Genomic DNA, 22,334 nt, shown 5'->3' with positions numbered 1-22,334 from the left:
AAATACACGAAAATTGCTTTTCAAAATTTTGTGAATTTCGGCTTATTTAAGAAGGAGTTGCTTCTGCTCCCACCGTTTATTCGTTTTTAAAGAGTGAGACAAAAGTGTTTCTTACTTTTGTCCCACGCTCATTTCTTTCTACTTAGGACTAAAGATTCTTGTCACGACCTGAACGCATGTTTCAGAGACTAATGACTTGAGCAGAAGATAAAGACAGCGTATGAAAGCTATTTTATACTGTGTCTTCTTAATTTAAAGCTGTACAAGCACTGTACCTCATAAAGGAGTTAATCATGAAAGAACAAACTGTTAAAAAAAATGAACGTTATACCGTTGATATCATTGATTTAAGTTACGAAGGATTAGGTGTAGCCAAAGTAGATGGGTATCCACTTTTTATTGAAAACGCACTTCCTGGCGAACAAGTAGAGATCCTTGTAGTAAAAACTGGCAATAAATTCGGTTATGCAAAGGTAATGAATTGGCTCAAAGAATCTTCTGATCGTCAACCTTTAGAAGATAACCGATTGTTGCGCACTGGAATTGCTCCATTAGCGCATTTAAAGTATGAAAAACAACTTCAATTCAAACAAAAGCAAATCCAAAATGTAATGACTAAAATTGCCAAAATGCCAGAAGTAGAGATTTTACCGACAATTGGTATGGAAAATCCAGTCGCTTATCGAAATAAAGCCCAAATCCCAGTAAGAAGAATCGATGGACGTTTAGCAACAGGTTTCTATAAAAAGAATAGCCATGAACTTATTGAAATCGATGATTTTTACATCCAAGACCCTGCAATCGACCAAGCAATCATTGCAGTGCGTGAAATATTGCAACGTTTCCAAGTACGAGGCTACAATGAAGCAAAAAATGAAGGTCAAATCCGTCATATCATCATCCGAAGAGGACATTATTCTCATGAGATGATGGTTGTACTTGTGACACGCAAAGAAAAATTCTTTAAAGGAAAAGAAATTGCAGAAGTGATCCATGAAGAATTACCAGAAGTTGTTTCAGTGATCCAAAATATCAATGAAGAGAAAACGAATGTTATTTTGGGAGATAAAGAAAAAGTTTTATATGGTAGAAGTTATATTGAAGACCAGCTACTAGGAAAAACGTACCGTATCTCTTCAAAATCATTTTATCAAGTAAATACAGAGCAGACTGAGAAATTGTACCAGAATGCTATTGATTTTGCAGACTTGAATGAACAAGATGTAGTCGTGGATGCTTACTCAGGAATCGGTACGATCGGTTTATCTTTAGCAGACCGTGTGAAAAAAGTCTATGGTATGGAAATGATCCCTGAAGCAATCGAAGACGCTCAGTTCAATGCGTTGACCAATAAAGTTGAAAACGCACATTATGAAGTCGGTAAGGCAGAAACTGTCATGAAAAAATGGCAAGACAAAGGGATTACTCCGTCTGTCATTGTTGTTGACCCACCAAGAAAAGGATTAGATGGTCGTTTTATCGAATCAGCAATTGCGATGGAACCAGAAAAAATCGTTTATATTTCATGCAACCCAGCAACCTTTGCAAGAGACGCAAAACTATTTGCTGATGCAGGCTACCAAGTTGAGAAGATCCAACCAGTCGATCTATTCCCACAAACGTATCACGTAGAATTAGTCGCCTTACTAACACGTAAAGCTTAATACGAACACAGCAAAGCAATTCAGAGTAAGATCTGGGTTGCTTTTTTTGATTTTAGATAGAAATTGCTGGTTTTTAGTGTGCTAGAGTGGATTGATTGGTATGTTATATACAAGAAAATGCGTAGACAAAAGTCTTGTGTTTAGAGCAAAAAATCGAAACAAAGCTTAAGCGAGAAATAATTCGACACTTCGACAATTAGCCTTGTACTTAGTAGATTGAGGATAGGATGTTATTGTGTACTTACTCTTTCTCCACATCGATCAAGTGGCATTTTTTTATTTGAAAAATTATAGTTGACAGTCTATGGGATATTGCCTATGCTTAAAAGTAAGTTTAGTAAACAGTAAACAGACGAGGTGCGAGTATGGCAAGTATGAGAGATATTGCAAAAATAGCGGGAGTCTCCGTAGCAAGTGTTTCCAGAATCCTAAATAATGATGAGACGTTTAGTATCAATGAGAACACCAGAAGACGGGTCATTGAGATCGCGAATCAGTTGAATTACTCTAAGGAGAAAAATCAAATAAGTTCACGTGAAGTTGGAGACAAAAATACGATTGCTATCATCACTCGACATGATAGTGCATCAGAAGGAAATGATCCTTACTTTAGGATGATTCGTACCGGTATCGAAAAAGAAGCTGCAAAATGGCGATTAAAAACGATTCGCGTCTTTTCAATGCGTGAATCAAACAAAGACTTGGGCCAATTGGCTAAGTATGGTGCGGTAATTATCATTGGCGAAATGACAGCTGAGGCCTTAGCGGAAATCAGTCAGCACAATGATAAACTCATTTTGGTAGATAATTACAGTGAAGAACTATTGTATGATTCTATCCAAACTGATTTTCCACAAAAGACACATCAAATTTTGGATATTTTGCAGGCTAAAGGACACGAAAATATTGCTTTTATCGGTGGAGTAGCTAGTCGAGTGACGATCTCTGGAGAAGTTGTTTATGACGAGCAAGAAATCCGGGCGGAAAATTATAAGAAATGGATGCTTCTGAATAAATTGGATAAGTATATCCAAGTGTTGCAAGGAAAATGGTCTCCTGAAACTGGTTTAAATTTTGGGAAAAAAATCGCACGGATGAACCCGCGGCCAACAGCGATCATTGTGGCTAGTGACCCCATGGCAGTTGGTGTGTATAAGGCGCTCACTGAAGAAGGGTTGTCGATACCTAAAGATATCTCTGTAGTCAGCTTTGATGATATTGAGATGGCACAGTTTATGACACCAGCTCTATCCTCGGTAAAAATGAAAGCAGCGGAGATGGGACAAATGAGCGTGGAATTGGCTAAAAATAAGATTCTTGGTATTCGTACTATGCCAGTTAGAGTTATTTGTGGCAGTGAGTTGATTATTAGAGAATCCATTGGAGAGAGAAAAAAGGTTGGGACAGAAGTGTTTAACTCCGAGAAATAAGAAGAAATTCACGAAAATTGCTTTTCAAATTTTTGTGAATTTCGGCTTATTTCCGAAGGAGTTGCTTCTGCTTCCACCGTTTATTCGTTTTTAAAGAATGAGACAAAAGTATTTTTTACTTTTGTCCCACGATCTTTTTTTATTTAGGGGTTGTGTAAACATTAACTAAACAGATATACTGATTTCAGTAAACGTTTACAATTAAAAAATAAAGGAGAACAAATATGAAGTTTATTGATAAATTAGCCGAAAAGATGGTGCCGTTTGCTCAGATAATTGCCAATAATAAGTATTTATTAAGTCTTCGAGATGGGTTTATGGTTGCTTTTCCTGCAACAATGTTTGCATCAATCATGATTATTATTCAAAATCTTCCCGCTACTTTTGGACTCTCTGAGAAACTCCCAGAAGGATTCATGACTTTCTTAAATGACTTTTTTGGACCAATTGGGAATGCAACGATGAGTATCACAGCAATTTTTGTCGTTTTTGGTATTGGGTATCAACTTGCTGGTAAATATGGACAGCCCAAATTATTTGCCGGAGCAATCTCTCTATCTTCCTTTTTGATGCTTTTGCCTTATGGCTCTTCGGATGAAATGGGTACTGTGATTCCTTTGTCCAAATTGGGGGCAGAAGGAATGTTTGTTGGTATTATCACGGCCATCATTGCAACCCAGATCTACTGTAAAATCAGTGCCGCAGGGTTAACCATCAAGATGCCGGACTCTGTACCACCGATGATCGCCGAATCTTTTATGGCAATCATTCCTGGTGCTGCACCTCTGTTTCTTTTTAACTTGATTCGCTATTTATTTACCTTTACTTCTTGGGGAAATGCGGTTGACTTTGTCTATGAAATTTTACAAAAACCATTGATGGGCTTAGGCGGGACCTTGCCAGCTGTTTTACTTGCTGTATTGTTCACTCAATTTTTCTGGTGGTTTGGGATCCATGGCACTCTTGTTGTCAACGCCGTAATCGATCCAATTATGAATGCTTTGGCAATTGAAAACTATGAGGCGTACAAGGCTGGAGCTGAACAGCTACCACACATCATCAATACGACTTTTATGGGTGTTTTTGTGAATCAAGGTATGCAACTGGGAATCTCGATTACGATGGCTTTCTTTATCGCACGCTCGATTCGGATGAAAAAACTGATGAGGACAGTTGTCGCACCATCTGTGTTCAACGTTTCTGAGCCAATGACTTTTGGACTACCCATTGTTTTGAATCCAATTGCTTTTGTGCCGTGGATTTTAGCACCATTAGCCAGTACCGTGATTTCTTATTTTGCGATTGCTAGTGGATTGGTTCCACGCCCTATCGGAGCAACTGTTGTATGGACAACGCCCGTTTTCTTATCTGGTTGGCTTGGGACTGGCTCGATTGCCGGCGCGATTTTACAATTAGTAACCGTGGTAGTAATGACACTGATTTGGGTGCCGTTCTTAATTGTGATGGACCGTGGTTACTTGAAAGATGAAAAAGATGAAATTGCATCACATGATTAAACAGCCTTATTGTTGAGCAATGAAGCTAAAGTTAACAAGGGTGAAAATAACGTTGCAAAGCAAACCCAGAAAGGACTTAACATGAGAACTGATACATTGACCTGTAGTTACCAAATGGATACAACATCTTCGACTTTTTTCAGTATTCTACTTGGTGAACAAGAAAAATTCTTTTTGGCAAAACACTTGACCACATCCTTTGGCGAAGGGTGTCAAATCGAAACCATGATCCAAACTAAATCAGCGCCACAGTTGGTTCCAGCAGTGATGACTGTCAAAAAAATCACAGCCGATGAACTTTGGATAAACACTGTTCATGAGGAAGGCGTCATTGATCAACGTTACCAAGTGACGAGTCAGAAAAATGGCAAGCTGCAGGTCACGTACTCGGAGCAAAGCCATTTCGCTCAGCAACGGACTGCATACAGTTTTATGCTAGTCGCGCTTTTTTACAAATTCTTTTTCAATCGTGGGGTCAAGAAAAGAATGCGTTATCTCGAAGAATTGTGCCAAAAAGTAGAAACAAGAAAATAGGAAAATTTGAGGAAGAACAATGATAGAAATTATTAACGACACCTTATTTCATTTATATAATGAAAAAATTAGTTATGTGATGTCGATTTTACCGAATCAGCAATTAGGACATGTATACTTTGGTCCATCGCTAGGAAAACTTGCTTCCTTTGATCAAAGTTATCTAGTCAAGAAAGAAAATAAATCAGCGGGTACAGTGAAATTTTTTGAAACGGACAATTTGTTTACATTGGCAGACCGTTTTCAGGAACTGCCAGTCTGTGGAACCTCTGATTTTCGGGAAGGTGCGGTATCGATCTTTGAGGAAGCGATACCTTTATATGTGGATTTTAAATTTATACAAGCCCATTGTTTTCAAGGGAAAGAACGTGATCTCGCCCAGCCAGCTAGTTTTGCGAAGACTGATGAAAGCCAAAGCATTGTTTTCGAATTAGCCGATACGGAACGGAATTTGAAAATGCACATCACCTATACTATTTTCAACGGGCTAGGCACGATTACTAGAAAGCAAAAAATAATTAATTTAGACGCCAAGCCACGAAAATTAGAACGCTTACTAAGTGGTGTGCTTGAGTTGAGAAATCAAGATTTTGAGTTGCTCCATTTATCCGGTGCTTGGTTAAAAGAGCGACATATCAAGTCCACACCCCTTACTCAAGGGACAATCAGTGTTGGCTCGTTAAAGGGGGCTTCTAGCCACCAACATAATCCTTTTGTGGCATTGAAAGAGAAATGTGCTACCAATGATGTGGGGCGAGTTTATGGTGCTAATCTAATCTATTCAGGAAATTTTTTGGCGCAAGTAGAAATGGATGAATGGGACAATGTTCGTTTGATGTTGGGGATTCATCCTGAGCAATTCACTTGGACCCTTGACCAAGGAGCGTGTTTTGAAGCACCTGAATGTCTCTTTACGTTTACCGAAAATGGACTGAATGGTTTGAGCCAAGAATCTGCTCGATTTGTCGAAAAACATGTGATTTCACCTTACTGGCAAAAGCGTGACCGACCAATCGTCTTCAATAATTGGGAAGCAACTTATTTTGATTTTGATGAAGAAAAATTACTGGCCTTAGCAAAAGAAAGCCATTCTCTAGGAATGGAATGCTTTGTTCTAGACGATGGCTGGTTTGGGAAAAGAAACGATGATCGTAGTTCTTTAGGAGATTGGATAGCTGATCCGCTGAAATTTCCTCAAGGCATTGGTCGATTTGCTGAAAAAATCCATGACATTGGGATGCAGTTGGGAATCTGGTTTGAACCAGAGATGGTCTCACCTGATAGTCAGTTATATCAAGCACATCCAGAGTGGGTAGTCAAGCATCCTTATGAACGAATTTCAGTAGGGCGTGGTCAATATGTGCTGGATTTTGCTAATCCGGCAGTTGTTGATGGGATTTTTCACGCAATGAAAAAAATCATTGCTGAAACAAAATTAGACTATATCAAATGGGATATGAATCGGAATATCACCGAAGCATATTCACCATATTTAGCTGAACAAGGGATTGCTCAGACTGAATTTTATCATCGCTATATCTTGGGAGTGTATGCACTGTATCAAAAAATATTGGCTGAGTTTCCTACGATTTTGATTGAAGGTTGTGCAGGTGGCGGCGGAAGGTATGACTTGGGAATCCTATTTTATAGTCCTCAGATTTGGCCGAGCGATGATAGTGACGCCGTGGAACGTTTGTCGATTCAGACTGGAACTCTGCTGGGATATCCGCTTTCTTCCTTTAGCAATCACGTTTCTGCTACTCCTAACCATCAAGTTGGGCGAATCACATCACTATCTTTTCGACAAAACGTTGCGATGTTTGGGCCTTTAGGATATGAATTGGATCTATTCAATCTAACTTCTGAAGAAAAGCAAGCGATTCAGACTCAGATTGCTGTTTATAAACAACATCGACAATTATTGACATTTGGTATTTTTTATCAAGTACAGCCGATAGGACAAGGGAATGAAGTTGCTTGGGCAGTTTATGATCCGCAACAAGAGCAAGCATTGATTGGCTTTTTTAGAGTTTTAGCACAAGCAAATCCAACAGCTGAAGCTTTTTTACCGCTCACATTCATCGACCCAACTCAAGTATATCAGGCGAATGATGAAAAGGTTTCTGGCCAAATTTTGAAACAGATTGGGTTACGCAAGCCATATCAGTTTAATGGGGTCAATCCTGGGACTGCTCAAGTAACCGGTGATTTCCAATCCTATGTGTATCATCTACAATTAGCTGAAAAAAAGGAGCAGACGGATGATGAATAAATTTTTTGACCAACACTTTATGCATGGTGGAGATTATAATCCAGATCAATGGTTGGACTATCCTGAAATTTTAAAAAATGATTTGGACTACATGCAGCAAGCACATATTAATACTGTGACTTTAGGTGTTTTTGCTTGGAGTGCTCTAGAGCCAGAAGAAGGTGTCTATCGGTTTGAGTGGTTGGATGAAATTTTCGATCAAATTCAAGCGATTGGCGGTAAGGTCATTTTGGCAACACCAAGTGGTGGACGACCTCAATGGTTGAGCCAAAGATATCCTGAAGTGAATCGAACCAATGCCCAAGGACAAAAACACACGCATGGTTTTCGCCACAATCATTGCTACTCTTCACCAATCTATCGGAAAAAGGTTCATCAGATCAATGAACAGTTGGCAAAACGCTATGGATCACATCCTGCGTTAGCAATGTGGCACATCTCTAATGAATATTCTGGAGAATGTTTTTGTGGCTATTGTCAGGAAAATTGGCGCAAATGGTTGCAAAAAAAATATGGCGACTTAGCAACGTTGAATCATGCATGGTGGATGAGTTTTTGGGGGAATAACTATTCGGATTGGTCACAAGTCTTACCACCTTCGCCATTAGGTGAACATAAAGTACATGGAATGGACCTCGATTGGAAGCGATTTGTTACCGATATGACCATTGATTTTTATTTGCATGAATGTGAGCCGATCCGTGAGCAGACTCCGGATATCCCGATAACAACTAATTTTATGGCAGAAGGACATGCTACACAAGATTTTATTCCATTAGAAGGTATTGATTACAGTAAATTTGCTCGGTATGTAGACATCGTAAGCTGGGATAGTTATCCTGATTGGAATAACGATTTTGAGACATTAGCTGCTACAGCAATGAAATCGGCTTATGTTCATGATCAATATTGGTCATTGAAGAAACAACCTTTCTTAATCATGGAATGCACGCCAAGCTTTGTCAATTGGCATCAATTCAATAAAGCGAAGAAGCCCGGTGTTCACCAACTGAGTGGGATGCAACAACTTGCTCACGGCTCTGATAGTACGCTGTATTTTCAATGGCGCCAATCTCGTGGAAATTCAGAAAAATTCCATGGAGCCGTGGTGGGACATGATAATTCTGTGAGGAACCGTGTTTTCAAAGAGGTTGCTGATTACGGAGCACGTTTGGAAAAAATTGGGGAAATTCAAGGAACGACAAGAAAAAAGAAGGTTGCGCTTCTCTTTGACTGGGAAAGCAATTGGGCATTGAAACGTGGTGGCGGCTTTGGACGACCAACTAGACGCTACCCTCAGACATTGCAAGAACATTATCGCTATTTCTGGGAACAAGACATTCCTGTTGATATCTTGACTCCTGACCAAGATTTTTCCGAATATTCATTGGTCGTCGCTCCAATGCTTTATATGATGACAAGTGCAACAATGGAAAAACTCAACAAATATGTGGCAACTGGCGGTACGCTAGTTTCTAGTTACTTTACTGGTATGGTCAATGAAAATGATTTGTTATATCTTGGTGGAGTACCACAGCCGCTAAAAGAGCTTTGGGGGATAGAAGTATTAGAGTTAGACACTCTTTATCCAGAGGAACATAATCAAATCAGCTATGAAGATCATTTTTTTGAGACGAAGGATTATTCAGCAGTTATCGAAGCAAAATCAGCGCAAGTGTTAGGAGTCTATCAGTCAGAGTTTTATCATGGCACACCTGCAATAACGAAGAATTGTTTTGGCAGAGGTACAGCTTATTATTTAGCTGCTCGTACCAGTCATGATTTTTTCAAACATTTTTATGGACAGTTGGCTAGTGAACTTAATCTTACAGAAGATGCTATTGCAAAGCCTAATCCAGAAGTGTCGATTCAAGGGAGAACAAATGCTGAGCGAGACTACTACTTTATCATGAATTTTTCTGAGCAAGAGCAGCAGCTGACACTGGTTCGTAACGTGGTTGATTTGGAAACCAACCAGGCAGTGCCACAGCAGCTTTCATTAGCACCTTATGAAGTACGAGTAGTTTACGTGGCAAAAAAATGATTTCAAGGATAATCTAGTCACTTAGGAAGTTTATAGATTAGGGAGTTTTCAATCTATATGGTGGGAGTCAGTTTACGATTTAACTATCCTCTAAACTATAAGAAACCATAGCGTAGTAACTTTTAGTTATAGTTTATTTGATAATAGATGAAAAATATTTTAGTCCTTTTCATTTTTATCATTTATTGGAGTGATAAGAAAAACAAGAGGTCGAGACAAAGCTAATTTTTAGATTTGTCTCGACCTCTTGTTCTTTTGGTGGAAGCAATAAATAATAACAAAGTAAATTAAAAACAACAAATATCATACATATACTATCAGATAGGTATAATTTATCAGATATCAAAATTAGTAACGATTTAAGCAGTATTTAATATACGTATTACTTTCGAAATAGCATTATTATACCTCTTACTCTAATGATAAAATAACATTTTTTAATTATTTTTGTAAAAAGTGTAGGAAAAGTGTTTTCAAATCATATTATAATCAAATTGTAACAAAAACCAAAAAAACGGAGGAGAATTATGAAAAAGAAAAATTTGTTAGTTTTAGGAATCGCACTTGGTATGTTTGGTGGGACGATCCAGGGGGCAGCTCAGACGGTCATGCAAGAAAATAACATCCATGAGGTAGCTTCAAGCGTCAGAGAATGGAAAGTGGGTACAATTGAAAATCCAGAGTTATACAATTTGAATGAAATCGTTAGTTACAAGGGGAAGGAGTATAAGGTATTACAGACACACGAAAATACTGGTGCTGCACAATGGAATCCAGAAGATGCGAAGGGATTGTTTATTGAAGTAAGTGAGGAAACCAATATTTCGTTTGATGGCAAGTTATCGGTGGCTTTGAATAAAAATAACCGAACAGAAGTATATTTTAGTATCCCGAGAAATAGTACTCAATTAAATGACAGTTATAGAGTTGAAATCAATAATAAATACTATTTTTCAGTGAATAAGCAAGTCAATTATTATTGTATTCTTTCCTTTATAGGTTCAATGAATGTTTATGGAAAAGCTGATAGAGAATTGAATGAAGGAGACATTGTCACACTGTTGTATCTTAGTGGACCTGAAGCGAAGAAAATCCAACAAATAAAAGTGGATGCTTCTATGGTACCTAGATAGAATCCTTCAACTAAAAAAATAAGACTGATCTTTCTAAAAAATGAAAAAAGTGGTAACGCTTGCGTTGAATGAAAATGGGAATTAGTGTTGAAGGGATCATCGTGTATATAATATTTACTGCTAATTATAATCAAATTGTAACAAAAAACAAAAAACGGAGGAGAATCATGAAAAAGAAAAATTTGTTAGTTTTAGGAATCGCGCTTGGTATGTTTGGTGGGACGATCCAGGGGGCAGCTCAGACGGTCATGCAAGAAAATAACACTCAAGAGGTAGCTTCAAGCGTCAGAGAATGGAAAGTGGGCACAATTGAAAATCCAGAGTTATACAATTTGAATGAGATCGTTAGCTATAAGGGTAAGGAATATAAAGTATTACAGACACATGAAAATACTGGCAACGCACAATGGAATCCTGAAGATGCGAAGGGATTGTTCATTGATGCAAGTGAAGAAACCAATATTTCGTTTGATGGCAAGTTATCGGTGGCTGTGAATAGCCGTAACCTTACGGAAGTATTCTTTAGTATTCCGAAAGACAGTAAACAAATAAATGATGATTATAGAATTGAAGTAAATAATAAATACTATTTTTCAGTGAATAAACAAGTTAATTATTATTGCATTCTTTACCATATGGGATCAATGAGCGTGTATGGAACAACTGCTAGAGTATTAAAGATTGGCGATATCGTCACATTATGGTACCATAGTGGACCGGAAGCGAAGAAAATCCAACAAATAAAAGTGGATGCTTCTATGCTACCTAAATAGAATCCTTCAACTAAAAAAATAAGACTGATCTTTCTAAAAAATGAAAAAAGTGGTAACGCTTGCGTTGGATAAAAATGGGTATTAGTGTTGAAGGGATCATCGTGTAAATAATATTTACTGCTAATTCAGCATGTGAACAGTATGATCGATGGGATGTATAACTTTGGCATCAATGGGGAAAAAATGCCAAAATGCTGACTTGTCAATGTCAAAGCGTAACTAACTGAGTTGAATAAAAAAGTTAAGCAATAAAGAAATAAAAATAACTAATGAATAGTCCTGTTGTTGCTGTCTTTTAGAAAAGTAAGAGCAACATTCTCTTAAAGCTAATAGGAAATGAAGCTACATTAGTCATTCTTATTAGAATTAAATAAACACGAGAACCCCCATTAAAATCTCGAAAAAGAATCAATTCTGATGGATACTCAGGTTGATTCTTTTTTTATGGTTCACAAGGCGATGTAATATACAGAATAAATTGAATTCTCAAAATTTTCAGAAAATTCATTGACAACTGTTTTCTTTTTGAGTATATTTTAATACATATTCAGCTTTAACTTAATTAGGGGGACACAAAAATGAAAAAAAGAATGATATTTCTAGTAGCAGCGGCTGCAGTGGCACTTGCCGGCTGTGGAAGCGGGACTTCCGTAAAAAAAGAGGGGAACAGCGCGGATGCGAAGACCTTTAAGTTAGGTGTGAATCTGGAATTATCTGGAGCCGTAGCAGCATATGGAGATGTAGAATCAGACGGTATCAAACTGGCTGTTGATGAAATCAATAAAGATGGAGGGATTGACGGCAAGAAGATTGAAATCGTCGATAAAGATAATAAATCAGATAATGATGAAGCAGCTTCTGTTTCAGCTAACTTGGCAACGAATGAGAAAGTAGTAGCCCAGATCGGACCTGCGACTTCCGGTGCCTCAAAATCTTCATTGGCTAACCTAACAAAAGCAGGCGTTCCGATGATCACACCATCAGGTACAGATGATTCGATCACAGTTGACGGAGACAAGGTTCAAAAATATGCTTTCCGTTCTTGTTTCCAAGATAGTTTCCAAGGAACGATCTTAGCACAATATGCTAGCAATAAACTAAATTCGAAAAAAGCAGTTATTCTAAGTGATAGTTCAAGTGATTATGCAAAAGGACTTTCAAAAGCATTCAAAGATGAATACAAAGGTCAAATCGTTGATGAAGAAAACTTTGTAGCAGGTGATAAAGACTTCCAAGCAATTTTAACAAATATCAAAGATAAAGATTTCGATGTTCTTTATATTCCAGCTTATTATACAGAAGCAGGCTTGATTGTTAAACAAGCACGTGAAATGGGTATCAAACAAGCGATTGTCGGCGCAGACGGTTTTGGAGATGAAAAATTCGTTGAAACTGCCGGTGCAGCAAATGCATCGAACATTTATTACACAGCTCACTTTTCAACAAGTGCTCCTGCAAGCGACAAAGTACCAGCCTTTGTTGATGCTTTCCAAAAGAAATACAATACGGCACCTTCTCAATTTGCCGCATTAGCATATGATGCTGTTTATATGGTTAAACAAGCAGCAGAAAAAGAAGGAACTGATTCCGCTTCTATCCAAAAAGGTCTAGCGAATTTGAAAGACTTTAAAGGCGTAACAGGGTCGATCTCTATTGATAAAAATCATAACCCTGAAAAATCTGCTGTTGTTCTTGGCTTGACGAACGGAAAAGAAAGTTCAGCTGATGCAGTAAACCCAGAATAATGGAAGAAGGGCAGAGACAATGAAGGTTGTCTTGCCCTTTCTTTTTTGAAAAAAAAGCAACGGGTATGGGATAAAAAATCGTTCCGTGATTTTTTTGTTTTATATGGATCTGGTACGAAAGCATGAGTTGTTTGCTTTTTAAATAAATGATATTGGAAGTGAGTATATGGAAGTCATTCTTCAACAGTTAGTAAATGGCCTTTTTCTAGGAAGCATTTACGCCTTATTGGCATTAGGCTATACAATGGTTTATGGCATTATTGGCTTGATCAACTTTGCTCATGGTGAAGTATATATGATTGGAAGTTTCATTGGTTTTTACTTAATTAACCAATTACACTTGAACTTTTTTATCGCAATGATCATTTCAATGATCGGAGCGGCAATATTAGGGGTAGTAGTCGAATTTTTAGCTTATCGTCCTTTGAGAAAATCAACGAGGATCGCTGCATTGATTACAGCGATAGGTGTCTCGTATTTTCTTCAAAATATCATGATCTATTTCTTCGGTTCGAATAATCGGGCGTTTCCTCAAGTGATCAAAAGAGTCGAATATCATTTAGGATTCATCACGATCAGTAATATCCAATTGTTGATCTTAGCAATTGCCTTGATCTTGATGATTTTATTACAGTTGATCATCAAGAAGACAAAGATGGGGAAGGCGATGCGGGCAGTTAGTGTCGATAGTGATGCAGCCCAACTGATGGGGATCAATGTCAACCGTACGATTTCCTTTACTTTTGCATTAGGATCAGCTTTAGCCGCTGCTGCTGGTGTCTTGATCGGTCTTTATTACAATTCGATTGATCCGACGATGGGAACTGTGCCAGGGTTGAAAGCATTTGTCGCAGCAGTATTAGGTGGAATCGGTAGTATTCCGGGAGCGGCTCTAGGTGGCTTTTTGATTGGGATGATCGAAACGATTGCGAATGCACTCGGGTTATCCATGTATAAAGATGCTGTTGTGTATGCTGTACTGATTTTGATTTTACTGGTTCTCCCTGCAGGAATACTAGGGAAAAATGTTAAAGAGAAAGTGTAGGTGAACGCCATGAAAAAACGATTGAAACTCAATATTTTTTGGCTAGTTTTGTTGCTGGCTATATATGGCGTACTGTACGCCGCTTACAGCAGTGGGTTAGTCAATTTATTTATCGATAATATTATCGTTACGATCGGCATCAATATTATTTTAGCCGTTGGATTGAATTTGGTTATTGGCTTTTCTGGTCAGTTCTCATTAGGCCACGCAGGATTTATGGCAATCGGCGCCTATTGTGGTTCGCTATTTGCGATGAACAATCCAACGATGGGTGGTTTCTTTACAGGAATAGTCGTAGGAATTTTATTATCTTCAGTGGTTGCACTTGTTGTAGGGATTCCAACATTACGACTAAAGGGAGATTATTTAGCGATTGCGACTTTAGGGGTTGCAGAAATCATTCGTATTGCGATCGTTAATATGGAAAGTATAACAAACGGACCTTCTGGACTATTCGGGATTCCGTCTTTCGTCAACTGGCCTTTAGTCTATGGATTTGTGATCGTTACAACATTGATCACGGTTAACTATATCCATAGTGGTGCTGGTCGGGTAACAATGGGGATTCGTGACGATGAGATTGCTGCAGAATCTATGGGAGTCAACACAACAAAATACAAAGTTATCGCTTTTGTGATTGGTGCGGCAACTGCAAGTATCGCAGGTGCATTATCTGCAAGCTATATTGGATCGATTGCGCCGAAAAACTTTGCGTTTCAAAAGTCCATCGATATCTTGATCATCGTGGTATTTGGTGGAATAGGCAGTGTGACCGGTTCAATCGTAGCCGCAATTGTTCTAGGCGTATTGAATATGTATCTACAGGATTTTGGTTCTTTGCGAATGATCATTTATTCTTTGGCATTGATCATCATCATGATTTTCAAACCAGGTGGCTTGTTAGGAACTTGGGAATTGTCTGCTAAAAAAATTTTTAGAAAAAAAGGAGGATCAGTAAATGACGTTACTAAAGGTTGATCATCTTACTAAAAATTTTGGTGGCTTATCTGCGGTCTCAAATGTGAATCTTTCCTTAGAAAAAAATGAATTGGTCGGGCTGATTGGCCCCAATGGTGCAGGGAAAACGACGCTGTTCAATTTACTGACTGGTGTATATGAACCAAGTGAAGGAGAAATTCGTTTAGAAAAAGATGGAAAGTCGGAACTATTGAATAAATTAGCCCCTTATAAGATTGCTACATTGGGTCTTAGCCGAACGTTTCAGAATATCCGACTTTTCAAAGAACTGACAGTTATGGACAATGTATTAATTGCGATGAATGCCAAAAATAAAGAGGGATTCCTTAGCAGTATCTTTCGCTTACCATCATTTTATAAACAGGAAGAAAAGATGGAAAGCAAAGCACGCCAACTGTTAGAAATATTCGATCTGGCTGAAAAAACTGAAACTTTAGCTAGTAACCTTCCTTATGGGGAACAACGACGATTAGAGATTGTCCGTGCATTAGCGACGGATCCGCAAATCCTCTTTTTAGATGAACCAGCAGCGGGGATGAATCCACAAGAAACTGCTGAATTGACCAAATTGATTCGAAAAATCCAAGAAGAATTCCATATCACGATTTTGCTGATCGAACATGATATGAGTTTAGTCATGGAAGTTTGTGAACGAATCTATGTACTCGAATACGGACAGATCATTGCGGAAGGACTTCCTGAAGAAATCAGGAGTAACCAACGAGTGATCGAAGCATATCTTGGAGGTGACCTATAATGTTGAAAGTAAATGATCTATCTGTCCATTATGGTGTGATCCAAGCAGTGAGAGGAATCAGTTTGGAAGTTAATGAAGGGGAAATCGTGACATTGATTGGCGCAAATGGAGCAGGTAAGACGACTGCTTTACGGACGATTTCAGGGCTCGTTAAGCCTTCATCTGGAACGATCGAATTTGAAGGAAAGCCAATCCAAAAGGTCTCTCCACAAAAAATCGTGACCCATGGTATCTCGCAAGTACCAGAAGGGCGTCATGTGTTTCCAGGATTGACTGTTCAAGAAAATTTAGAAATGGGTGCCTTTTTACGAAAAGATAATGAAGGAATCAAAAAAAGTTTTTCTGAAATCTACGAACGTTTTCCGATTCTAAAGGAACGTAAAAATCAGGATGCTTCCACTTTGTCGGGGGGAGAACAGCAAATGCTTGCGATGGGGCGCGCATTGATGTCTAAACCACGTCTATTGTTACTTGATGAGCCATCAATGGGGTTGGCACCGATTTTCATTAAAGAGATTTTCAATATCATTCAGGAAATCCAACAACAAGGAACCACCGTTTTATTGATTGAACAAAATGCAAAAATGGCTTTGTCAATTGCAGATCGCGGGTATGTAATCGAAACGGGGAAAATTGTTTTACAAGGAACTGGCGCGGAATTACTAGCGAGTGAAGAAGTGAAAAAAGCATATTTGGGAGGATAAAGGATGAGCGTAAAAGATTTTATGACGAAAGAGTTGGTCGTGGTAGATCCTCAAACAAAAATATTTGATGCAGTTGATTTGATGAAAAAGTACGAGATCCATCGGTTACCTGTCGTTGAAAATAATAGTTTAATTGGCTTGATCACTGAAGGGACGATCCAAGCAGCAATGCCTTCACAAGCAACCAGTCTGAGTGTGTTTGAAATAAATTACCTATTGAATAAAACCACAGTCAATGATGTAATGATCCGTGACGTACAAACTATTGCACCGAATGATTTATTAGAAGATGCGATCTATCTGATGAGAAAGAAGAATATTGGGGTCTTACCAGTCGTAGACATGAGAGAAAACTTGGTAGGAATCATCACAAATAATGATATATTTGACGCTTTTTTGAAAATCACCGGTTATACAGATGGGGGCACAAGAATCCAGCTTCGAATTGAAAAAGACCAACGAGGCGTATTAGCTGAAGTCTGCCAAGTGCTTTCATCCCATGGCTATAACATTGCAACAGTTGTAGTGAATCGTAATGAAACAGAAACGATCATCGAATTCCAAATCTCTACACAAGAGGTCAAAGAGTTGAAAGGATTTTTGGAAGCAGAGGGCTATACTGTATTAGAAGCAATGCTGACAAACGTAAAAAAATAGGTATGTCGAAAGTCTAAGGATCTCTAAAGGTTAGATGAAAAATCTAATTTTTAGGGATCTTTTCGTTAAAGTAGGGTATATTTTAGAGAAATAGCTAATTTTCTTCTTGAAGACTACTAAAGAGGAAGTAATATTGGTATACTATATCAGTCTTCCTGTAATGGTTAGCGAAAAAAATAATGAAAATCAATAGGATAATCAAAAGAGGTGTAAAATCAGTGGACACAAAAGAGAAAATGCTTGAATTGATCAAAAAGAAACAAGGCGGTGGTCGTTCAAAAAAAATGCAAGAACCAAAAAATGATCGCAGCAATATGCGTAAAGGACCAAAAATATATAACAAGTAGGTTTAAATAAGAGAGTGGTTGAATGTCAAGAGTATGAAAAGATTCATGTGATTTTAATATTCTTGGATATTTTTACTTATTTTTTGAAATAACTAGTTATGTTGGAACGATTTGTGCAAAAGAGGTCGAGACAAAAGTCGTTTAGGTTTGAGAAATTGGAGAGAAAAGAGGTTGGGATAAAAGTGTTTCTTACTTTGTCCTAGCCTCTTTTTTTGAAATTGCCGAAAGACCTGATTTTTAGATTTGTCCCACACCCTTTTTAGTTGAACGCACTCAGATTTAAAAGTAGTTGATGAAGGTCCAACCACTCTTTTTCTTGTGGCAGAGAAGAAAGTGTAAAAACAGGGCAATTTTTCCAATCCTCCCAAAGATGATTGCAGACGATCAATGACACGTCAGAGGGAAGGTCCTTTCTATAAGCATGTGTGCCTGTTGCAAATAATGGCTGGATGGATCGAGGAATGATCTGTTCCGCTAATTTCAGCAAGTAAGAGGAGAGACCGGCATTACCATGAAAAGAAAAGAATACCTTGATCTGGGTCGTGTTAGCTGCCTTTAGTAAAGAATAATGGAACATGGTAAAGGACAAAGCAACATGTTCAGGATGAAGAATGGGGAAAAATTGCTGTACATTGGGTGTTTTTAAATAGATATACCAGTCTTCATAAAGTTTTTTTAAATGTAACGGCAAACCAAAGGAGTCTTTTAAGGGATTTTTTTGATAATGGCTAGAAACATGAGACAAAAGCCTTAGATTAACGGAAAAAGCATATAGTTCATCAGTATTTTCAACAGAGGGAATCATTGGTAGAAAAAACTGATGATATGTATCGTAGTGTTCACGGTCTTCAGGGTAGCAGAATTGGTCAGCATCGCTTGAATAGACGACACAATTTAGAAAGACTATGTACAGCCAAATCAACTCCTCATGAGGAATCGTCTGAGTTCTGAAAGTTGCTTTGAATAGGTACCTGACTCTTTTCTTGAACTGAGTGAAGCTTTCTCGAAAAGTAATGTCTTCTTTTAATGCAAGGTCAAGTACAATGGGATATTTATGAGATAATCGTTTCGTTAAAATAATCAGCCAGAGCTGTGCTTTTAGAGGATCGATCGGTAGGCCGATAAGTGTTTGAACAAATTTCATAAAATTTGAATCAACAGGAATGCCTTCTGCCGTAAAATCAATATTGAAACTTTGATAAAAATCAAAAAGAAAGCAACGGATATCTGCCTCACTTCCTTGGATTTTCATAGGAGATGTCTGCCATTGCAAGTGATAGGTCTGCAGTTCTTTGTTCAGTTGTTTGATGATTTTTCGAATGCGTGATTGCGATGAGTAAAGGGTGGCAGCTGCTGATTGTAGTGAGCGTATCCGTCCACGGAAATACTGATCGATCAATTGAAAGACAGGCGTGTGTTTTGCTAGATCTAAAATGATGGTCTCGATTTTTGGAGAACGAGGTACCATAAGTTGGTAACCTATTCTTTTTTGAAATGTGATCGCCATTTCTTTTGGGAGAATCTGTCGTAAAGCTTCAATATCAGAGCGTAAAGTCGGTGACGATGTTTTTGTTACGTTGCTGAGTTCCTTCGATGTAGAAGGGCGGTCTTTATTATTTAAATATTGAAGGATCAGTATCTGACGTTGAAATTGTTTGTTCTCCTGTAGTCTAAAAAATAAATTATCCATAGAGACCTCCTAGATCATGTAATCACTATTTTTTTAGTATATACGTATTTTTTTATTTATCTTTTTATTTTTTAGATGAAATTTTGTCCTTTTTTTTCTTTGAAAGAAAAAAAGAGAAATCTTTTGTCGCAAATAAACAGTAAAATTTAAAGTGCATGATTATGGATGAGGAGGAAAAGACCAATGTTCAGACAGAAATTTTTTAAAGTCTCGCTTGCTTTGATGCTTGCTGGCAACACTTTTATTTCTACAGCGGCAAATCATTACGCAGAAGAAGTTGCTGAACAAGAAATGAGCGTTCCACAAGATGAAGAGAAGAAAGATGATGGGAAGATAGATGATACAGTTACTTCATCTCCAGAAAATAATGAAGAACAACTACCTGAAAAAATACCTGAGGAAGCAACTACGACGCCATTGGAACCAGTTGAGCCTAGCGAAGAATCCCCTGTCGATGAGACGATAGATATCCCTATTGCGGAAGAGGTTACCGAATCCTCCCCACCCGAAAATGTACTGATGGATGAGCAAGAAAAAACGGCAATAAACGAGCAAAAAGAAAAAGCGACGGAATCAACTGACATAGCAAAGGATACAGATTTAGCAAGCGGTACATATGGAACGAGTCCTTGGCGTATTGATGCGCAAGGGGTATTATACATAGACGGTGGCGAATTAGGTGAAGCTACAATGAGTGTCAGAGCACCGTGGTATATTTATCGCTCTTCGATCACTAAGATTATTTTTACGGCACCTACGCTGGCAAATGCCCACTCTCTTGGCCTGTTTTTTGATATGAACCAAGTGACGATGATCGAGAATCTAGAGTATTTAGATACGAGTCATGTAGGGGATATGAGGTATTTCTTTTACTGGTGTTCTAAATTGACCAATCTGGATGTATCTGGGTTTGACACGACGAATGTGACAAATATGAGCTATATGTTCTATGGCTGTTCACAGCTTGTCTCACTGGATCTATCGACTTTCAACACAAGCAATGTGACACAGATGGGCAGTATTTTTTATGACTGCCATTCGCTCACTTCACTAAATGTATCTTCCTTTGATACGAGCGGAATGACGAATATGAGCTACATGTTTTACAACTGCTCAGAGCTCACTACACTGGATATCTCCAATTTTGATACGGGAAATGTCGATGACATGAGCCATATGTTCCGCAGTTGTAGTAAGCTGACCCAACTGGATGTGTCGGGCCTTGATACACACCAAGTCACGGATATGTCATTTATGTTTTATGGGTGTTCAGGACTAAGGGCACTGTCACTTCAGAATTTTGATACAGCCAAGGTCCTCAACATGCATTACATGTTTTATAACTGCGCAGCGCTGACGTCTTTGCCTGTTGAGGGGTTTGACACAAGTCGCGTAACCTCAATGCGCTACATGTTTTATGGTTGTCACAACCTGACAGATGTGGATGTGTCTAATTTTGATACGCGTAATGTCACGACTATGAGCTATATGTTTTATGGATGTAGTGCTCTTGCGGCGGTAGATGTGTCTAATTTTGCCACACCAAAAATCAAGTTTATGAATTATATGTTCACAAATTGTTCAAAATTAAAAGCACTAGATATTTCCGCAGTATCTACTGGAGCATTAGAGGAAATGAATCAATCATTTTCAGGAATGTCACAATTATCGACGCTGACCCTCGGACCTAATTTTCAATTTCTGCCTGAGGCCAATCTTCCGGCTATTCCTACAGTTGAACCCAATACAGGCTATTGGCAAAATGTCGGAGCAGGGACAGTAGCGATACCAAAAGGAGACCATATACTGACCTCGGTTCAATTGATGGCTACTTATACTGGTACGATGGCGGACACCTATGTTTGGCAAAAAACGCTCAACCTAGAATCGATTTCTGTAAAAGATGCGACTCTCTATGTTAATGACTTATGGGACCCAGCAGACAACTTTATTTCTGCGACTGATAAAGACGGTAATGCGATGGATTTTGATCCTAGCATGGTCACTGGAACAGTAGATACTTCTGTGGCGGGCATAACACCGATCACTTATACGAATGGAAGCGCAAGTCAAGTAAGCACTGTCACAGTGAAAGAAAATATGGAAAGTATCGTCATCAGAAATTCAGTATTGTATGTGGGAGATAAGTGGGATCCGACTGAAAATTTTGTTTCGGCAACAGACAAAGATGGGAATAGTCTTGCATTTGATCCTACTATGGTCACTGGCGATGTAAATGTTAAAGTCCCTGGCAACTATCAGGTAACTTATATGAATGGAAGTGCAAGCCAGCTTGCAGAGGTTACTGTTAAGGAAAATAAAGAAACGATCGTAGTAAAAGATTTGACGATTTATGTAGGGGATACTTGGAACCCGGCGGATCAATTTATTTCAGCGACAGACAAGACGGGGAGTCCGTTGTTCTTTATAAAAGAGATGGTGAGTGGAGTAGTAGACAGTAAGAAAATCGGAACTTATAAAGTGGTATTTAGAAATGGACAAGCTGAACAACAGACAACAGTAACGGTCAAAGAAAACAAAGAAACGATCCATGCGAAGGATTCGACACTCAGCGTAGGAGATTCGTGGAATCCGATCGATAATTTTCTTTCGGCAACAGACAAAGAAGGAAAAAGTGTTCCTTTTGAGATGAACATGGTTGACGGATCAGTCGACACGTCGAAAGTCGGGATTTACCCAGTCACTTACAAAAATGGTAGAAAATCTGTTTCAGTGTTTATCCATGTCGTCAAGAAAGAAACCAATAGTAAACCTAAACCGCCTAATCAAAATGGTCAAACGCCAACAGACAACACGAACAATCAACAGACCACAACCCCAAAAGCCACAACTAAGCCAGCAAGTTCTACTACTAATGAAGGAAAAAACCTTCCTAAAACAGGTGAACGTCATTCTTTTGCAACAGCTTTAGGGTTTGGCATATTGGCTGTAGCGTTGACACTGATTTATAAAAAAAGACAAAAAAGTAAATAAACGGTAAATAGATTTTTAATAGACTAGTCAGACTCCTTTTTTTACGGCAT

17 protein-coding genes are annotated in these 22,334 nt (G+C 38.4%); 16 read left to right on the top strand and 1 reads right to left on the bottom strand.

Annotated features, from left to right (window positions below):
- Positions 1 to 293: 293 nt before the first annotated feature.
- The 15 genes from rlmD (at position 294) to FGQ66_RS15560 (ending at position 17,600) form a co-directional block, all read left to right on the top strand.
- On the top strand, positions 294 to 1,664 hold the full coding sequence (gene rlmD / locus FGQ66_RS05095) for a 23S rRNA (uracil(1939)-C(5))-methyltransferase RlmD (RefSeq protein ID WP_138301917.1): 1,371 nt from the start codon (positions 294 to 296) through the stop codon (positions 1,662 to 1,664).
- Positions 1,665 to 2,029: 365 nt separating this feature from the next.
- A complete protein-coding gene (locus FGQ66_RS05090; protein ID WP_138301916.1) occupies positions 2,030 to 3,094 on the top strand; it encodes a LacI family DNA-binding transcriptional regulator in 1,065 nt (354 codons plus the stop codon).
- 224 nt (positions 3,095 to 3,318) lie between these two features.
- Positions 3,319 to 4,611: a PTS sugar transporter subunit IIC gene (locus FGQ66_RS05085; RefSeq protein ID WP_138301915.1), complete on the top strand. Its 1,293-nt coding sequence runs from the start codon at positions 3,319 to 3,321 to the stop codon at positions 4,609 to 4,611.
- A gap of 81 nt (positions 4,612 to 4,692) precedes the next feature.
- Positions 4,693 to 5,145, top strand: coding sequence for a hypothetical protein (locus FGQ66_RS05080; RefSeq protein ID WP_081135488.1), 453 nt, complete (start codon positions 4,693 to 4,695; stop codon positions 5,143 to 5,145).
- A 19-nt stretch (positions 5,146 to 5,164) separates the two neighbouring features.
- On the top strand, positions 5,165 to 7,417 hold the full coding sequence (locus tag FGQ66_RS05075; protein ID WP_138301914.1) for an alpha-galactosidase: 2,253 nt from the start codon (positions 5,165 to 5,167) through the stop codon (positions 7,415 to 7,417).
- Positions 7,407 to 9,461 (top strand): beta-galactosidase, encoded by a 2,055-nt coding sequence (locus FGQ66_RS05070; RefSeq protein WP_171024570.1) that lies wholly within the window; start codon positions 7,407 to 7,409, stop codon positions 9,459 to 9,461. Before FGQ66_RS05075 ends, FGQ66_RS05070 begins: the two co-directional genes overlap by 11 nt.
- Positions 9,462 to 9,988: 527 nt before the next feature.
- Positions 9,989 to 10,594, top strand: a complete 606-nt coding sequence (locus FGQ66_RS05065) for a carbohydrate-binding protein (RefSeq protein WP_138301913.1) — start codon at positions 9,989 to 9,991, stop codon at positions 10,592 to 10,594.
- Between the two features lie 167 nt (positions 10,595 to 10,761).
- Positions 10,762 to 11,367 carry a carbohydrate-binding protein gene (locus FGQ66_RS05060; RefSeq protein ID WP_138301912.1) on the top strand — a complete coding sequence of 202 codons (606 nt, stop codon included), beginning with the start codon at positions 10,762 to 10,764 and terminating at the stop codon, positions 11,365 to 11,367.
- A gap of 578 nt (positions 11,368 to 11,945) precedes the next feature.
- Positions 11,946 to 13,112, top strand: coding sequence for an ABC transporter substrate-binding protein (locus tag FGQ66_RS05055; protein WP_138301911.1), 1,167 nt, complete (start codon positions 11,946 to 11,948; stop codon positions 13,110 to 13,112).
- Between the two features lie 166 nt (positions 13,113 to 13,278).
- Positions 13,279 to 14,157 (top strand): branched-chain amino acid ABC transporter permease, encoded by an 879-nt coding sequence (locus FGQ66_RS05050; protein WP_016176514.1) that lies wholly within the window; start codon positions 13,279 to 13,281, stop codon positions 14,155 to 14,157.
- Positions 14,158 to 14,166: 9 nt separating this feature from the next.
- Positions 14,167 to 15,135, top strand: a complete 969-nt coding sequence (locus FGQ66_RS05045) for a branched-chain amino acid ABC transporter permease (RefSeq protein ID WP_016176515.1) — start codon at positions 14,167 to 14,169, stop codon at positions 15,133 to 15,135.
- A complete protein-coding gene (locus FGQ66_RS05040; protein WP_081134526.1) occupies positions 15,116 to 15,892 on the top strand; it encodes an ABC transporter ATP-binding protein in 777 nt (258 codons plus the stop codon). The genes FGQ66_RS05045 and FGQ66_RS05040 overlap by 20 nt, the downstream gene beginning before the upstream one ends.
- Positions 15,892 to 16,596, top strand: coding sequence for an ABC transporter ATP-binding protein (locus FGQ66_RS05035; RefSeq protein ID WP_081134525.1), 705 nt, complete (start codon positions 15,892 to 15,894; stop codon positions 16,594 to 16,596). The genes FGQ66_RS05040 and FGQ66_RS05035 overlap by 1 nt, the downstream gene beginning before the upstream one ends.
- Before the next feature lie 3 nt (positions 16,597 to 16,599).
- Positions 16,600 to 17,253 carry a CBS and ACT domain-containing protein gene (locus FGQ66_RS05030; RefSeq protein WP_138301910.1) on the top strand — a complete coding sequence of 218 codons (654 nt, stop codon included), beginning with the start codon at positions 16,600 to 16,602 and terminating at the stop codon, positions 17,251 to 17,253.
- Between the two features lie 218 nt (positions 17,254 to 17,471).
- Positions 17,472 to 17,600: a hypothetical protein gene (locus FGQ66_RS15560; protein ID WP_005879939.1), complete on the top strand. Its 129-nt coding sequence runs from the start codon at positions 17,472 to 17,474 to the stop codon at positions 17,598 to 17,600.
- Positions 17,601 to 17,859: 259 nt separating this feature from the next.
- Here FGQ66_RS15560 and FGQ66_RS05020 read toward each other — a convergent pair whose 3' ends face one another.
- Positions 17,860 to 19,290 (bottom strand): AcpB/EbpR/MafR family transcriptional regulator, encoded by a 1,431-nt coding sequence (locus FGQ66_RS05020; RefSeq protein WP_230315251.1) that lies wholly within the window; start codon positions 19,288 to 19,290, stop codon positions 17,860 to 17,862.
- 183 nt (positions 19,291 to 19,473) lie between these two features.
- Here FGQ66_RS05020 and FGQ66_RS05015 point away from each other — a divergent pair, with 183 nt between their 5' ends.
- Positions 19,474 to 22,284 carry a bacterial Ig-like domain-containing protein gene (locus FGQ66_RS05015; RefSeq protein WP_138301908.1) on the top strand — a complete coding sequence of 937 codons (2,811 nt, stop codon included), beginning with the start codon at positions 19,474 to 19,476 and terminating at the stop codon, positions 22,282 to 22,284.
- The last annotated feature ends 50 nt before the right edge of the window (positions 22,285 to 22,334 follow it).

Source organism: Enterococcus sp. BSD2780061688st2 D3 (assembly GCF_005844145.1).
Classification (GTDB): Bacteria; Bacillota; Bacilli; order Lactobacillales; family Enterococcaceae; genus Enterococcus_B; species Enterococcus_B durans.
The sequence above is the reverse complement of the archived record's forward strand: the minus strand, read 5'-3'. Positions and strand labels throughout refer to the sequence as shown.